Source organism: bacterium (genome assembly GCA_035419245.1).
In the GTDB taxonomy this organism is placed as follows: domain Bacteria; phylum Zhuqueibacterota; class Zhuqueibacteria; order Residuimicrobiales; family Residuimicrobiaceae; genus JAKPUX01.
Window position 1 is genome coordinate 235,669 of the sequence record DAOLSP010000001.1, and the last position, 16,305, is coordinate 251,973.

General features: G+C 58.7%; 15 protein-coding genes. 11 read left to right on the top strand and 4 right to left on the bottom strand.

Annotated features, from left to right (window positions below):
• The first annotated feature begins 73 nt into the window (after nucleotides 1-73).
• The 10 genes from PLH32_00920 (at nucleotide 74) to PLH32_00965 (ending at nucleotide 10,243) form a co-directional block, all read left to right on the top strand.
• Nucleotides 74-1,486 carry an HD domain-containing protein gene (locus tag PLH32_00920; protein HQJ63149.1) on the top strand — a complete coding sequence of 471 codons (1,413 nt, stop codon included), beginning with the start codon at nucleotides 74-76 and terminating at the stop codon, nucleotides 1,484-1,486.
• A 69-nt stretch (nucleotides 1,487-1,555) separates the two neighbouring features.
• Nucleotides 1,556-2,284, top strand: coding sequence for a YIP1 family protein (locus PLH32_00925; protein ID HQJ63150.1), 729 nt, complete (start codon nucleotides 1,556-1,558; stop codon nucleotides 2,282-2,284).
• 40 nt (nucleotides 2,285-2,324) lie between these two features.
• Nucleotides 2,325-3,701, top strand: a complete 1,377-nt coding sequence (locus tag PLH32_00930) for a TolC family protein (protein HQJ63151.1) — start codon at nucleotides 2,325-2,327, stop codon at nucleotides 3,699-3,701.
• A 36-nt stretch (nucleotides 3,702-3,737) separates the two neighbouring features.
• Nucleotides 3,738-4,997: an efflux RND transporter periplasmic adaptor subunit gene (locus PLH32_00935; protein ID HQJ63152.1), complete on the top strand. Its 1,260-nt coding sequence runs from the start codon at nucleotides 3,738-3,740 to the stop codon at nucleotides 4,995-4,997.
• Between the two features lie 10 nt (nucleotides 4,998-5,007).
• Entirely contained in the window at nucleotides 5,008-5,688 is a 681-nt protein-coding gene (locus PLH32_00940) for an ABC transporter ATP-binding protein (GenBank protein ID HQJ63153.1), read from the top strand.
• 12 nt (nucleotides 5,689-5,700) lie between these two features.
• Entirely contained in the window at nucleotides 5,701-6,933 is a 1,233-nt protein-coding gene (locus PLH32_00945) for an ABC transporter permease (protein ID HQJ63154.1), read from the top strand.
• 21 nt (nucleotides 6,934-6,954) lie between these two features.
• A complete protein-coding gene (locus PLH32_00950) occupies nucleotides 6,955-8,181 on the top strand; it encodes an ABC transporter permease (GenBank protein HQJ63155.1) in 1,227 nt (408 codons plus the stop codon).
• 27 nt (nucleotides 8,182-8,208) lie between these two features.
• A complete protein-coding gene (locus PLH32_00955) occupies nucleotides 8,209-8,547 on the top strand; it encodes an STAS domain-containing protein (GenBank protein HQJ63156.1) in 339 nt (112 codons plus the stop codon).
• Between the two features lie 11 nt (nucleotides 8,548-8,558).
• Complete coding sequence (locus tag PLH32_00960) at nucleotides 8,559-9,137, top strand: pentapeptide repeat-containing protein (protein HQJ63157.1); 579 nt, start codon at nucleotides 8,559-8,561, stop codon at nucleotides 9,135-9,137.
• Between the two features lie 122 nt (nucleotides 9,138-9,259).
• Complete coding sequence (locus tag PLH32_00965) at nucleotides 9,260-10,243, top strand: polyprenyl synthetase family protein (protein ID HQJ63158.1); 984 nt, start codon at nucleotides 9,260-9,262, stop codon at nucleotides 10,241-10,243.
• Between the two features lie 91 nt (nucleotides 10,244-10,334).
• On the opposite strand, the gene PLH32_00970 is transcribed toward PLH32_00965, so the two are convergent.
• The 3 genes from PLH32_00970 to PLH32_00980 all read right to left on the bottom strand — a co-directional run bounded on the left by PLH32_00970 (nucleotide 10,335) and on the right by PLH32_00980 (nucleotide 14,304).
• Entirely contained in the window at nucleotides 10,335-11,087 is a 753-nt protein-coding gene (locus PLH32_00970; protein ID HQJ63159.1) for a hypothetical protein, read from the bottom strand.
• A gap of 244 nt (nucleotides 11,088-11,331) precedes the next feature.
• Nucleotides 11,332-12,870 (bottom strand): glutamine synthetase family protein, encoded by a 1,539-nt coding sequence (locus PLH32_00975; protein HQJ63160.1) that lies wholly within the window; start codon nucleotides 12,868-12,870, stop codon nucleotides 11,332-11,334.
• Nucleotides 12,871-12,945: 75 nt separating this feature from the next.
• A complete protein-coding gene (locus PLH32_00980) occupies nucleotides 12,946-14,304 on the bottom strand; it encodes a radical SAM protein (protein ID HQJ63161.1) in 1,359 nt (452 codons plus the stop codon).
• A gap of 117 nt (nucleotides 14,305-14,421) precedes the next feature.
• Between PLH32_00980 and PLH32_00985 the strand changes: the two genes are divergently transcribed.
• Nucleotides 14,422-14,979, top strand: coding sequence for a flavodoxin domain-containing protein (locus PLH32_00985; protein ID HQJ63162.1), 558 nt, complete (start codon nucleotides 14,422-14,424; stop codon nucleotides 14,977-14,979).
• Between the two features lie 46 nt (nucleotides 14,980-15,025).
• On the opposite strand, the gene larA is transcribed toward PLH32_00985, so the two are convergent.
• Nucleotides 15,026-16,297: a nickel-dependent lactate racemase gene (larA, locus tag PLH32_00990; GenBank protein ID HQJ63163.1), complete on the bottom strand. Its 1,272-nt coding sequence runs from the start codon at nucleotides 16,295-16,297 to the stop codon at nucleotides 15,026-15,028.
• Nucleotides 16,298-16,305 lie beyond the last annotated feature (8 nt).

Consider the following 16,305-nt stretch of genomic DNA (forward strand, 5'->3'; position numbering starts at 1 on the left):
GCACCATGCCGCCTCTTCCGGGAGCCCTGCAGCGCAGAACTTGCGGAGGCCTGAAGCATACCCTTTCGAGAAGATGAAAAAGAAGAGACCACACTTTGATGTTCCCATTCTCAGAGCCATCGGTGCGGTGGCCGACCACGCCGGCTGCGCAGCCTATGCTGTTGGCGGCTATGTCCGCGACCGCTTGCTCGGTAGAACCGGCAAGGACATCGATATCGTGGTGGTCGGCGATGGTACGGCCTTCGCCCAGCAGTTGGCCGACCACCTTAATATAGCAAATATTTCGATATTTAAAAAGTTCGGCACAGCGATGCTGCGCTACCGCGGCCTGTCGATTGAGGTGGTCGGAGCTCGCCGCGAGAGCTACCGCAGCGATTCACGTCATCCCGAGGTGAGCAGCGCCGATCTCGAGACCGATTTGGCGCGCCGCGACTTTACCATCAATGCCCTGGCGGTGTCCCTGAACGGAGCCCGCTACGGCGAGGTGATCGATCCCTTTGCCGGACGAGCCGATCTCGAAGCCGGCATCCTGCGCACACCGCTCGATGCGGTCCGGACTTTCAGTGACGATCCGCTGCGGATCCTGCGCGCCATCCGCTTTGCGGCGCAACTGCAGTTCGAGATCGAACCTCTTACCTTTCAGGCTCTGGGCAGCGAACGCGAGCGCTTGCACATCATCTCGCAGGAGCGCATCAGCGAGGAGCTTGTGAAGATGATCGCCAGCCGCAAACCCTCGATCGCGCTGCGGCTGCTGAGCGACAGCGGCGTCCTCGATCTGGTTTTACCGGAGGTCGCCGCCCTCAAGGGAGTCGAACAGATTGCCAGCTTCCGCCACAAGGATGTCTTTGAGCATACGCTCAAGGTCGTCGACAATGTGGCCCAGGTCTCGGATCAGCTCGGGCTGCGGTTCGCCGCCCTTTTTCATGACATCGCCAAGCCGCAGACTAAGGAATTCAAACCCGGCACCGGCTGGAGCTTTCACGGTCACGAGGAGCTGGGCGCCCGCCTTTTCCCGGCTATCGGCCGGCGGCTGCGTTTGCCCCAGGAGATGATCGACTATATTCAAAAACTCATCCGGCTGCATTTGCGGCCGATTCATCTAGCCGAGGAAGGGGTGACCGATTCAGCGATCCGCCGTCTGATCTTTCTCGGCGGAGCGGACCTGGACGATCTGATCACCCTTTGCCGTGCCGATATCACATCCGGCAATGCCGGGCGGGTCGCCCGCCATCTCGCCAACTTTGACATCGTGGTCAAACGCATGCAGGAAGTGGAAGAGCGGGACCGGCTGCGCGCCTTCCAGCCCCCCGTCCGCGGCGACGAGATCATGTCCACGCTCGGTCTGGCACCAGGTCCAATGGTCGGCACGATCAAGAAGGCGCTCGAGGAAGCCATCCTCGATGGTCTGATCCCCAACGAACACGACGCCGCCTTTGCCTACATGCTGCAGGTCAAGGACCGGCTCCTGACCGGGCAGACGGAATAATCCGAAACTTTTCCATCCCTAATTCGTCTTTGTATTAGTTGCTTTTTACATCATGAAGGAGGCATCACAATGCAGCCCAATTCGACTCCCGGTGTCCCCCCCACAACCGAAGGCAACCTGAGTTTTCTGCAGCGGCTCATCCAGCTCTTCATCAAGCCCAGTGCGGCGTTTGCGGCCGTGCGCCAGAATCCGCGTTGGATCACCCCCGCGATCGTGGTGCTGCTGCTCACAGCGGGAATGACCTGGTATCTCACCCCGGCCATCCAGAAGGAGCAACGTGAGCGCATGACCGCGCAGATGGAAAAGCGCGGTATGGATCAGGAGCAAATCGCCACGGCCGTCGAGGGGATCAACAAGCCCTGGATGAAGTATATGATGCTCGGCTCCGCGGTCGTCGGCAGCCTGCTGGTCATCCTGGCGATGGCGGGCATCTGGCTCCTGGTGGCCAAGAGCGTGCTTGGCGGCGAGGCCTGTTATGCGCACATGCTGGAGGTTGTCTCCCTCAGCATGATCATTCCGACGCTGGGCATGTTATTCAAGGCGCCCATCATCCATTACAAGGAGACGATGAACGTCCATTTCAGCCTGGCCACCTTCATGCCGGACTCAAGCCGCGACAGCTTTCTCTACAAATTTCTCATGAACAGCGATTTTTTCAACATCTGGTTCATCGCGGTGCTTTGCATCGGCATCGCCGTCGTCTCTGGTCTCAAGGTGCAGAAGGTCTGGCCGGTCGTGGTCGGCCTGCTGGTCGTCTGGTATCTGGCCTCCGCAGCCATCGGCGGCCTCTTCGCCTGATGTCCCCCCACGCATTGGATCTCAACAGGAGTAGCGTTTCATGAACAAGTGCACGGCTCTGATTTTGACCCTGCTTCTCGGCGCCGGCGCCCTCCTCGCCCAGGAAACCGCCCCGGCGGATCTGACCCTGCAGGAGTGTATCGCCATCGCCCTGGAAAACAACTCTACCCTGCGCGTCGCGCAGAAAAACCTCGCCATCGCCGGAACCAGTGTCACGACGGCCACGGCGGCCTGGCTACCGCAGATCAACAGCTCCTTCAGCACCGGCAAATTCATCCAGGGCGCGCGCGTCGACAAGACCGATGTGCCGTCCGGGATCGATCCGGTGACCGGACGCGTCATTTACAAGCAGCAGTCGATCTATCAGGAACAGATCGAGCGCAACTCGCATTCCATGCGGCTCTCGCTGAATCAGAACATCTTTGATTTCGGTCAAACCCTGAACAGCATCAAGGCGGCCAAAACGGAGCAGCAAGCCAGTGCCCAAAATGTCGAGAACACCCGCCAGGCGGTGATCTTTAACGTCAAGAGCGCCTATTACGAACTGCTCAAGGCGATCCACCTCGAACAGGTCTATCAGGATGCCGCCAAGCTGGCCGAAGAAGAAGTCAACCGTGCGCAGACTATGATGGATATCGGCATCTCCTCGCAATCAGAGGTCTATCAGGCCAAAGTCACGCTCGGCTCCGCCCGCACCGCCCTGATCACACAGCAGAATGCGGTCGAGGCCGCCAAGGCCGACCTCAATAATGCGCTCGGCCGCAATCCCAGCACCCCGGTAGGGGTGCGTGAGGAGGAGAGCCAGACGATCTTCCCGACAATCTCCTTTGAGGAAGCCGCCCGGACCGCCATCCAGAACAATGCCGCCCTCAAGGCCTATGAACTCCAGTCCAAGGCGAGCCTCTTTTCCCTGCGCATGGCCCAGATGCGCTACATGCCGAGCATCGGCGGTAGTGTCAGTTACTCCCGCTCCAACGAAGACATCGGCCGTGTATTTTCTTCCAAACTGGATCAGGATTTCAGCGCCACCCTGGGCCTCGGCATCGATCTCAATATTTTCAACGGCCTCTCCGACAAAGCGGGCGTGCAGCGCGCCAAATTGAATCATCAGATCGATGAGGAAAATCTGGCGGAGCAGAAACGCCTTCTCACCGCCCAGGTCAAACAGTATTTTCTGCAGCTCGAGGCCTACAAGGATTTTCTCGAGATCAATCAGCAGAACATCGAGGCGGCTCGTGAAAGCCTGCGGTTACAGCAGGAAAAACGCCGCGTCGGTTCCGGTACCGAGCTGGAAGTCACCCAGGCGCAGGTCGAACTGACCAAAGCCTTGGCCAATCTGGTCAATGCCGAATATGAAGCCAAGATCGCCAGAGCCCGGCTCGAATCCGCCATGGGTGTAGCTGAAGCGGGACTATAGCGCAGAGCAGATGCCAATCCAAGAGGGAGTAACTCCATGTCCAACAAAGTAAAGATCATCATCGGCCTTGCCGCCATCGCCATCATCGCCGCCATGGTCGTGGTCAACCTGCGCAAGAGCCGAGGTGAAGTGATCGAAATCACCTCCACGGAGGTCAAACGCGGAGATATCAGCCGGACCGTCTCCGGCTCGGGCAAGGTTCAGCCCGTCACCGACATCAAGATCGCCGCCCGCATTTCGGCCGAGATTAAAAAGATCCACGTCAAGGAGGGGGATGCAGTCAAACAGGGCCAGCTGCTGGTAGAGCTGGATCGTGCGAGCTATGCCGCCTATGCCGAACAGATCCAGTCGCAACTGAGTTCCGCCAAAGCAGCGGTGAAAAAGGCGGATGCCGACTATGCCCGCATCAAGGGGCTCTTCGACAAAAACCTCGCCTCCCAGGCGGAACTGGACGCGGCGGAGGCGACCCGCATGTCGGCGGCAGCCAGCCTGGATCAAGCGCGCGCCGCGCTGAAGCAGGCGAATGATGATCTCGATAAAACTAGACTGCTCTCCCCGATTGACGGCACGGTTACAAAACTCAACAAGGAAGAGGGGGAGATTGCCGTGGGCTCGCAATTTCAGGCCGATATCATCATGAACCTGGCCAACCTGAAGGATATGGAGGTTCTCGCCGATATCGATGAAAACGAGGTCGTTCTAGTGCATCTCGGTGATAAAACCACGATCGAGGTGGATGCCATTCCAGATACCACCTTCCAAGGCCGGGTGACCGAGATCGCCCACGTCGCCACGACGACCAACGCCGGCACCCAGGAACAGGTGACCAACTTTGAGGTCAAGATCGGCGTCACCTCGGATGTCGCCAAGCTGCGGCCGGGAATGTCCGCCACCGTTGATATCCTGACCGAAACCCGGCCCAATGTCCTCTACGTGCCGATCCAGTCGGTCACTGCGCGCGATCTCAAGGCGGACTCGTTGAAGAATAATACCGCCCAGAAAAAGCCGGAGAAGGACACGGCCAGCAGCGAAACGAACGCGGCTAAAAAGAGCAAAAAAGAGAGCAAAACCGATCTGACCGAGATCGTCTTCGTCGTCCAAAACGGTACCGTCAAAGCCGTCCCGGTCAAGACTGGTATCAGCGATGACAACAATATCGAGATCATCTCCGGCTTGACCGAAGGCCAAAAGGTCGTCACCGGCAGCTACAAAGCGCTCTCCAAACTCCTCAAGGACGGCAGCCAAGTCAAGGAGAAAAAGAGCACCGGCGTCGAGGAAGAGGAAGCGAAAAAGTGAGGAATGCCCCATGCTAATCAAGCTTGACAAGATAGAGAAGGTCTATGAAGTCGGCACCGTGCAGGTGGCGGCGCTGCGCGGCATCAATCTCAATGTCGATAAGAACGAATACCTCGCCATCATGGGACCCTCCGGCTCCGGAAAATCGACCCTGATGAATATCATCGGTTGTCTGGACACCCCATCGGGCGGCGATTATCTGCTCAACCAGCACAATGTCAGTACCATGGATGATGATGAGCTGGCCGGGATCCGCAACCGTGAAATCGGCTTTGTCTTCCAGACCTTCAACCTACTGCCGCGCGCCACCGCCCTCCACAACGTCGAGCTGCCGATGATCTACAACGGCACCCCGGCGGCTATGCGGCGTAAAATGGCCGAGGAGGCACTGGAAAAGGTGGGGCTGGCCGATCGCATGCACCACAAACCCAATGAGCTCTCCGGCGGCCAGCGCCAGCGTGTCGCCATCGCCCGCGCCCTGGTCAACCGCCCCTCGATCATCCTCGCCGACGAGCCGACCGGAAACCTCGACAGCCGCACCGGCGACGAGATTATGGAGATCTTTGAGGACCTGCACGAACAGGGCAATACCATCATTCTGGTCACACATGAAGAGTATATCGCCGAGCATTCCAACCGGATCGTCCGGTTGCGTGACGGACTCATCGAACGTGACGAATCGATCCACTGACAGGGCCGTCTTATGCGCATTCTGATCTACATGTGGGAAGGGATCCGCATCGCCTACGACGCCTTGCGCTCTTACAAGATGCGATCCATCCTGACCACCTTGGGCATCGTCATCGGGGTGACCACCGTCATCACCATCGTCGCCCTCATCCAGGGATTGAACGGGGCTTTCTCCAAAGAGATCTCCTCCATCGGCACCGATACGGTCTACATCCAGAAATTCCCGTGGGTGATGAAGGAGGATGACTGGCTCAAATACCGCAATCGCCCGAATCTCACCCTGGAGGAGTCCAACAAGATCAGGTCTGCCTCGCGCCTGGCGATCGCCGTCGCCCCCCAAATCAATACCGCCCGCACGGTCAAATACGGAGAAAAGGCGGTGGAACGGGTCATCATCACCGGCACCACCGCAGATTATCTTTACACCTCGAATGCCAATCCGGAATACGGGCGCTTTTTCAGCGAGAACGATGTCAACAGCAACCGCCGGGTCTGTGTCCTCGGCTATGAGGTAGCCGAGAAGCTTTTCGGCCAGTCCGATCCGCTCGGCAAGCGCATTATCATCGGCGGGCGCAAATTTCGCGTCATCGGGGTTCTCGATAAAAAGGGCTCCTTTTTCGGCTGGAACATGGATATCCTGGCGATCATTCCCATCGGGGCGTTCAAGTCCGCCTTCGGCGCCCAACGCCGCTCGATCGAGATCGAGGTCAAGCTGAATTCGCCGGATCAGATCGAGGAAGCCGAGTATGAACTCACCGGACTCATGCGCCATATCCGCAAGCTCACCCCAGGCAAAGAGAACAATTTCGCCATCAACAAGCAGAGCATGCTCCTCGATACCTACAACCAGTTGACGGGCACCCTCTGGGCGGTCGCCATCGGGGTCGGTGCCATTTCCCTGCTGGTCGGTGGCATCGGCATCATGAACATTCTGCTGGTCTCGGTGACCGAACGGACGCGCGAAATCGGCGTCCGCAAGGCCCTGGGGGCGCGTAAATCGGACATCCTCTGGCAGTTTCTGATCGAGGCGATGATGATCTGCGCCCTCGGCGTTCTCATCGGCATCGCCCTGGCCGTCGGCATCGCCAAGCTCGTCGCGGCCACCACGCCGGTCCCTGCGGCGATTACGTGGTGGGTCGCCATTCTCGGTCTCTTTTTTGTCGTCGCCATCGGGCTCTTCTTCGGGATCTATCCGGCCAGCAAAGCGGCCCGGCTCAATCCCATTGAAGCCTTGCGCTACGAATAACTCTTGCAGGCAGGTTGATCCATGATTTTCACCGACACCCTCAATCTGGCTTTGGCAGCCTTCCGCACCAACAAGATGCGTTCGATCCTGACGCTGCTGGGCATCATCATCGGCGTAATGACCATCATTGCCATGCAGTCGCTGATCACCGGACTGCGCAAGAGCATCGACCAGCAAGTCAGCGGTCTGGGCAACAATGTCTTTCAGGTGCAAAAGTGGCCGGCCATCAACATGGGACCACATGACCGTGACAAGTATCGCAACCGCAAGGACATCACCTATGAGGATGCCATAGCGGTGCGTGAGCGCGTTTCCGCAGCGAGGGCGGTTGGCGCCGAGGTCTGGAACTGGGGGCAGGAGATCCGCTACAAAGACCGTAAAACCCTGGCCAACGTCCAGACCGCCGGAGTGACGCCTGAATTCCTTGAGAACAATGGCTTGGAGATCGCTGAGGGGCGTTTCATCACCGCCGAGGATGTCGAACTCAACGTCGCGGTTACCGTCATTGGCGCCGATGTCGTCGACAAGCTCTTTCCCATCGAGGACCCCCTGGGAAAAGAGATCAAGATCATGGGCAGGCGGTTTGAAGTGGTCGGCATCTTCGCCAAGAAAGGGAGCGTTTTCGGCCAGAGCCAGGACAACAAACTGGCCATCCCCTTTTTCCAGTTCGTTAAGCTCTTCGGCAAGGAACGCTCAGTCAACATCACGGTTCAGGCGGTGACCCCGGCGCTGCTCGAGACCGCCATGGACCAGACTATCGGGGTCATGCGGACCCAACGCAAGGTCAAGCCCGGCGTGGAAAACGATTTTGAACTCTATTCCAATGACACCATCACCGGCTTTTTTGACAATCTCACCAAGTATGTGCGCATCGTTGCCATCGCCATCGCCTCGATCTCGCTCCTGGTGGCCGGGGTCGGCATCATGAATATCATGCTGGTATCGGTGACCGAGCGCACACGCGAGATCGGCATCCGCAAATCCGTGGGCGCTAAACGCTCCGATATTCTCTGGCAGTTCCTGATCGAGGCGATCGTCCTCAGCGAGGTCGGCGGCATCATCGGCATTGTTTTCGGACTGGGCATCGGCAAGCTGGTCGACGCCTTCACCCCGGTGCCCGCAGCCGTGCCCATCTGGACTGTCATCCTCGGACTGGTGTTCTGCTCCTTTGTGGGTTTGATTTTTGGGGTCTATCCGGCCATGAAAGCCGCCAAGCTGGATCCCATCGTCGCACTGCGATTCGAGTAGGTAGTTCTTCTTTCGACTGGAGGTCTCATGGAAATCGATATGAAAAATGAAGCGGGCGTCTTGATTTTTACCCTGCGGGGTGATCTGATGGGCGGTCCGGAAGCCGAATCCTTTCACAAAGCGGTCGAGTCGGCCATTGAAAAGGAACAGGTTCAGGCGATCGCCGATCTTAGCCAGGTCCACTGGATGAACAGCTCGGGACTGGGCATGCTGATACGCGGCATGATCAGCCTGCGCAGCAGCGGCGGCGATCTGCGCCTCACCGGCATCTCCGAGCGCGTGCGTCGTACCATGGAGATTGCCCGCCTGGATACAGTTTTTCATCACTTCAATTCAGTCACAGAGGCCATCAATAGCTATAAATAAAGGAGGGGCGTATGATCCAGCTAAGCCGGGAAGAAATCATCGCAAGGCTCCATAGCGGCCAGCCGCTGGCGGATGTCAACATGGTCGGTGTCGATCTCTCCTATGAATCGCTTAAGGGTATCGATCTCTCCGGTCTCGACCTGCATGACGCCCACTTGCAGAACTGCAACCTCGAAGGCGCCAACCTCGCCGGCAGCAACCTGGAGAAGGCCTTTCTCTTTGGGGCCAATTTGCACAAGGCCAACCTGAATGGCGCCATACTGAATGAGGCCAACCTTCAGGATAGCAATCTCGACGAAGCCACTCTGGTCAAGGCCCAGCTCTGTCATGCCTCTCTTTTCGGTTCAAGCCTGGAGAGAGCCGACCTCACCGATGCCGACCTGAGCCGTGCCCGGATGAAACGGGCCAATCTGCGCTATGCCCGTCTGCACCGCGCCAACCTCCAAAGCGTCCACCTCGAGCGCGCTGTTCTGATCGGTGCCACCCTCGAGGGTGCCGATCTCTCCAATGCCAACTTCATCAATGCCGAAATCCAGGAGGCCAACCTGGCCGGGACCCGGCGCGAAGGGGCCATCGGCCTTCCGGCCTGACTGGCCACACCAGCCTGCTCCGTTCTATTACACCAAGCCCCGGATGTATCGGGGCTTTTACTTTTTGCTTGATTCTCATCCCCGCCCGTCGTACCTTTTTAAAAAGAAGCATAGGCTGAACCGTGATCCCGACGCTTGAAGAAAGATTGGCCGCCTGCAGGGCTCTCATCCAGGAGCACTTCCAGCACCTTGTATCGCAGGACGATCCTCCTGAACTTTATGAGCCCATGCGCTACGCCCTGGCCCAGCCAGGCAAACAGTTGCGCCCGACTCTGTTGCTCCTTTGTGCCGAAGCAGCCGGCGGCCGCATGGAACAGGCCCTGGATGCCGCCCTGGCCATCGAGGTGATTCATACCTTTACCCTGGTCCACGACGATATCATGGATCATGACGAACTGCGCCGCGGACGGCCGACCGTGCACCGTCGCTGGGATGAGAATGTCGCACTGCTCGCCGGAGACGGCCTTTTGGTTCTGGGATATGCGCTGCTCGCCCGCCTGGAACCCCGCCGGGTTCCGGAAATTCTGCAACTTTACTCGAGTGCCATTCTCGAAATCTGTGAGGGCCAGGCCCTCGACAAGGCCTTTGAGACACGTTCGGAAATTTCCCTGGAGAGTTATTACCGCATGATCCACAAGAAAACTGGACGGCTCTTTGCGCTCGCCTGCGAGGCGGGCGCCATCCTGGGCGGCGGGGATGCCGGGACGGTCGCCGCACTTGGGACGTATGGCGCCATGGTGGGCCGGGCTTTTCAATTGCAGGACGATTTGCTCGATGTTCTCGGAGATGAAAAAACAATTGGCAAGGATGTCGGCAGTGACCTTGAGGAGAATAAAAAGACCTTTCTCATCACCCACGCCCGGGGTACAGCCAGCCCAGGACAGCGGGAGCGGCTGAATGAGCTGACAGCGGCCAGGCCTCTCACGCGGGAGCGGCTCGCCGAAATCATCGCCCTTTTTAACGAAATCGGCTCCATCTCGGCCGCCCACGCCGAAATCGGCCGCTCCCTCCAGGCTGCGCGAATCGCCCTGAGCCCGCTGCCGCAGAACGCTGCCTCCCGCGATCTTACCAGCTTGCTCGAAACCATAGCCGGGCGGACCTTTTAGCGCGGCCCGTTCCCGGTTATCTAAAAAAAGCCCTGGCATGCCAGGGCTTTTTTTGGGGCTGAACGCGGTCGTACGGCGGCCGGAACAGCTTTCAGGACTCCACAGCGGGTCGCCGCTGCTGTGAGAGCAGCATGCAAATCGGCACGTGCGGCGACCTCTTGCGCGAAAAAGCGGAGGAAGGACGACCGCGCCGCTGGCTGCGCCGCGCCTCTTCGCGCAGAACGATCGCTTTGAACGAGCTCAGCCGCAAGGCCTCTTCGCTCGGGCCGCCGGCGCTGCGCTGCGAGATGCGCAAATAATCTGCGGCTATGCTCTGCACACCGCGGTCAAGATAATAGATAGCCCGCTGGGTCTGGGCCGCCTCAAGACTCATCGCGCAAAGAGCGAAGTAATAGGTCATATGCAGGGTTGGCATCATTTCGAGCGCATTCTCCGCTGCCGTACAGCCTCTGCTGAAGCGATAGGAGAACCGCACCAGTTCCATGCAATGGTGCAGATCCTGCGCGCAGGCCTTGTACTCTCCCAATTTGAGAAATGCCAGCGCACGCGGAAAGTAACTGAGCAATTCCTCCTCAAGATGGCGCTGCTCCTGGGTAGTGAGCGCTTTACTCTCCCCCCGGCGATGCAAGGCCCGAACCTCCTCGCGATAGAGCAGGAGATAGCTGCCGAACCCCCTGGCGGACATGCCATCCGGCCGGCCGCTCCAAAGTAAACGGTAAAAGACCGCATTTTCGAGGTTAATCTGGAGCCGTTGGCGGCCCTCCACCTTGCGGATCCGTCGCACCCGCATGCTGTTGGCACTCTGGAGCCAGTAATACAGGATTGGCTCGGTTTCCTGATTCATTCTCTCATCCCTTCATCCCTCCACCCAACCGCGGCGGGTTGCCCCCCGCCGGTCACCTCAAATGAAACCTATGGTGCCCGAAGAAACCGAATAACAGCCGTCCTTCCCATCCCCTACGGCGATGCTCTCGAGAATGCGCCCTTATTAAGCCCTATCACATACTTGTAAAGTATAGCGGCAGAAGCGTAAAACTGCGTATACTTTTTGCTGTATTTATTTAAACCCGCCGCCGGCTGGCGACATCCTAATGCCGGTGCAGGTCCTTGTGCATCAACTTGCGGGTCTCCTCCAGTCGATCATCGGCGGGCAGGTGCAGCAGATGATTGTTGAGATCCTCATCCTGTTCGGCAAAAAGAAGCCTGGCCATGTAGTCAATGATGCTACTCGGGAAGATCCCATCGCGCTCATAAAGCATCCTTTTTTCCAGCAGCAGCTTGGCCGATTCGACACAACTCTTGGGCAGGGCCTGCAGCCGTTTGAGCAGTTCCGGATCTTCAAAAATGTTCCCCTTGACGTAGAGCTGATCGGCCAACTTCGCCGATTGCGGGTGGGTGAGTCCCCATTCGGCGGCCATGGTCATGCCCGCGAGCAGGAGATGAACGGCGGCGCTGCCATCGGGGCTGCGCAGCTCGACCGTCTGCCGTCCTGCCGCCGTACCGCTCTCCTCCTGTTGCTGCGGATTCAGCTTGTGCCCCAGGTCGTTGGCGCTGACCCACCCAAGCGGCACGCGGATCATCGCCGAACGGTTGCAGTCGCTCCAACAGATGCGGGTGGGAGCCTCCTGGTTGGGCACCAGGCGCAGATAGGCGGAAGAGATGGTGTTGCCGAAAGCGGTGAGGGAATCGGCATAGGTGCAGAAGCCGCCGATCAACTGCCGGGCTTCTCGGGTCAGCCGTCCGTCAGGGCCGAGCATCGCGTTTTTATGATCGCGGCACAGCTCCACATGAACATGCATCCCATTTCCAGCGATCCCTTCCTCCAGCTTGGGCGTGAAGCTGGCGACACAATTGTTGCGATAGGCGACATTGCGGATCAGCCATTTGGCCAGCACCAGGATATCACCCGCCTCATCGATCGGGGTTGGCAGAAATTCGATCTCGAGCTGTTCGGCCCGTTTGCCGCTGATCTCCGCTAGATTGCTGTGAACCGTTTCGAGATATCCGACCTCACTATGGGCGTACTTGACCGAACCAGTGATCTGGGTGATATACCGCACCATCTCATCCAACACCTTGCCGCTCTTGATGAAAGGTGCGGAAGCGTGATAACCGCGTTGTTTGCCAGCTAGAAAAATGTGGCTTTCCGGTTCGGCCAGAAGATAGAACTCAAGCTCGCCCAGCGCATTTAAAGAAAAGCCCGTTCTCTTTTGGAAGTGAGCATGGGCATTGAGGAGAATATTGTCCGGAGCGAAGGCGGCATATCCACCGCTACTATCCAGATAGCGGCAGATGAAATCGAGGCTGCTGGGATCGAACGGATTGAGGAAAGCCGTCTTGTAAAGCGGCACAACATAGAGATCGGAGACCGAGGCATCGACCATGCCCTTGAAAAGGGAGGAGCCGTCCGCGCGTTCGCCGTCGGCTAGAATATGTTCAGCCTGATTCCGGTTGGCGAGCGGGAGCTTGAGTTCCTTGAGCTTGCCGTCCAGGGCCGTATAATGCAGGGTGATGCGTTCGATCCCGCGCTCTTCGATGAGGCGAATCAGATCTCGGCGCGTGAATTCTTCCCGCGGCTTGTCGAGGATCACGGAAACCGGATTTGCCAGGGCATAGGGTTCATTCATCTCCACCTCCAGGGTCATGCAAGAGCCGGTTACCGATCCATCTGTTTTCGAGGCAACCGGGAGTGCAATTTACAGCTATAGGCCGTCAGGAACAAGCACATTTTTCCTGAGGGAAGGCAGGCGTAGACGTCGCAGATTCTCCTGGCGCACGTAGATAAAAAGCTCGATCAACTTGGCGCGCGGCAGCAGAGCGCTTTCGACTGCGAAGGCGGTGGAGCGGTAAAGATTCCAGTCCGCGCGCGTCGCCGCCGGCAGATCCAGGCGATCATACACAGGGGTGCCGGGGGGTATGTAAAAGATGGAGGGGCCGACCAGGACACCGAGATCCAGCAGGTAGTCGATACTCGTCTTGATCTCGCGTTCGTTCTGTCCCGGGAGGCCGAGGATGATATAGACGGTGACCTGGAGGCCGAGCCGCTGCGCCCTGGTGATGACCGTATCGAGGCCCTCTCCGACGTGAGGGCGATTATAGGCCTGACGCAGGCCAGGGTCCCCGGTTACAAAGGAGAGATTGAGCCGTTGGAAGCCCGCCGTCTGCATGAGCTCCAGGATCTCGGCGTCCAGGGTAGGGTAGCAGAGGCCGTTCATCGCGGTCAATTCAATGCCCGCCAGCCGGGGCGTAGCACGGATGGCGAGCAGCAGCGCCTTGAACCACGACCGGCGCAGAGTCAGATTGTCGTCCTCGAAATTAAAGATCCGGACACCCCGGGCATGGAGAAGCTGCATCTCCCAGAGCACATGGTCCACACTCCGGCAACGCAACCTCCGTCCGAACATCTTCTCCACACCACAAAAATCGCAGCCATGGGGGCAACCACGGGTGCACTGCAGGGAGGCGTAGGGAATCCGTCCGATAAGGTAGCGTTCCGGTTCGACCAGATCGTGTGCGGGTGTCAGGGTGCGCCAATCGACTGCTTCCGCAAGGAGGGGTCCCTCACGGCCAAGCGTCAGATGACGAATCCCGGTTTCTGCCGGGCCGATGCAGACCGCATCGAGCGATGGGGTCCGTTTCAGGCATTCAGCGCCAAAGGCCGTGGCGTGATGGCCGCCGATGAAGACCGGGCACCCCACAGCCCTCTTGATGCGTGGCACCAGATCGTCCACATTTTTATAATAGGCGGTGAACTGACTGGATATTCCCACCGCATCCGGGCGTGCCGCTGCAATCTCTGTCAACAGCGCCTCATCCTCGCGGCCAAATCGGTAGTAATGGCTGAAAAAGTGGGGCGTGGCGCCCAGGAAAGGTCGGAGATGGCGCAAGCCGGCTGGAAGCGCCAGGGTGCGTTTTTTCAGCGGCGTGAGGGCATCCACCAGTGTCACTTCATGCCCGGCCCGGCGCAGCACAGCCGCTGTATAGAGCAATCCCAATGGATAGAGCCGGATGGGCGTGGTATAAAAATCCTCAAGAGGCGGTTGCAGCAGCAAGATGCGCATTGTTAATTTATCAGGAATTATTTGGCCGTTATTGCTTGTTTATTATGATAAATGACGCGAGGGGCGCAGATAAAGAACCGCCGCTCACTCAAGCGGCCCAGATGATAGTGAAAATTTATGCAGATTCTCATCACCTACAGCAGCGGGTATGGAACTACCCGGGAAGTCGCCGAAAGGATAGGCCAGGTCCTTACGGTGGAACCGCTTTTTCATGTAGAGCTGGTTTCGATCGACGAGGTCACCTCGATTCGCCCCTATGAGGCGGTCATCCTCGGCAGTTCCGTCCGCGCCAGCCATCCCTTGGCCAATGTCGTGGACTTTTTGGCGTTGCATCGCCACGAACTGGAGAACAAGCAGGTCGCGCTCTTTCTCGTTTGCCTCGAAGCTAATTCCGCTGAAGGCCGTTGCAAGGTTCGACACGAGCACCTGCCTCAACTCCTGGACCGCTTTCCAACAATCCATCCCATTGCCGCGGAAGCCTTCGGTGGCAAGATCGACTTCGCCCGACTCAATCCGGTCATGCAGAGTCTCATGCGCCGGGTCCTTGAACAAACCGCCCTGCCTACAGAAGGCAGTGTCGATACCCGCGATTGGGCTTTCATCGAACAATGGGCGGCCGATCTGCGGCAAAAACTGCTCTCCCTACAGCCCTCCTCCCCTGTGGAAAACCCCTGAATCGTAATGCTTCCACGGCAGGCTTTGGCGCCTGGCAGCAGGCGCTTTACTGGCTCTGAACGAGCAGCGGCAGGTATTTGCCCGCCCTGGGCATAATATAGCCGGCTGGCCATTGCGGCAGACCGGGCCGGGCCAGCGCCCAAGCCTCATCCAGTGATTTCGCCGGGATCATCCCGATGCGCTGAACCACTTCCGGGGCCAGAGCAGAGACCAGAATGATCCGCGCCGCCTCCGTCTTGCTCTTCATTGCCAGAGCCGTGTGACCGTTGATCAGATAGGAACGCAGCAGCTCCTTGCCCATCTCCGCAGCCGTCCCCCCCGTAAAGTAATTCAAAAAAGTGGAAGAACCGATCCCCTCGCGGCATTCGGCCAGGATAACAAGGGTGCCGCCCGGCTTTAAAGCCTGGTAGGCATGATGAATCGACTTGTGCGACTGGATGAGGTTGACATCGCCTGGATAACCACCGGCGCTGGCAAGGACGATGTCCGCCTGGGCATAAATGGGGATACTATAGAGACGGCGCACGACAGGAAGAAGATGCCGTTGCGTCGGCAGGATGGGGCCGGCGGCCGCCGCAGCAATCTGCCCCTCAGGGGAGAGAACCAGCTGCAGCGAGAGCGCCTGCGGGAAAAAAGTGCAGATCTCAGCCAGATCGAGGTAAACCGGATTGCGATCGATTTCGCCTTCACGGCAGTCGGGATGGAACTGGCCGGTAGCCGGATCGAGAGTGAAACGATGGTTTTGAAGGATGCTCTCCTGACCGGCGATGCCGGGAAGAAGCATTTTCGGACCGCCCCCAAAGCCGGCGAAATAATGGTAAAGGATGCCCCCGATCGTCACCACCCAATCCGCCTCGAGCGCCATGCGGTTGATGGTAATAGGGGTGCCGCGGGAGGTCGTGCCGAGGAGTTCGAGCCGCTTCTCTTCACGGCAGTCATGCTGGGTCACCGGATAGGCATCATAGACCTCGGCGCCGATGACCTCGCGCACCAGTGATTCCGGCTGCAGCACATGGCTGCCGTTGGCGACCAGAATGCGGGTTCGCAGAGAGAGGGCATCCTCGAGTTCGGGAAGGAGCCGGGGCAGGAGTTCATCGAGCCGGCAGCGCCGGGTGTGATCGGGGACCACCAGCAGCAGCGTGTCGCCTCGGGAAGCGCCCATCGCTTCCAGCTGCCGGACCAGGTCGGCGATGGCTGCGCCGCTGACATCGGGCTGGCCGGGTGCAGCCGTACCGGGTACCTCCTCGGGGAGCACCCGCCAGCTGATGCCGGAGTCAGGCCGAAACTCAACTCCGCGAGAACCATATAAAAGCTGCATATCGGCCC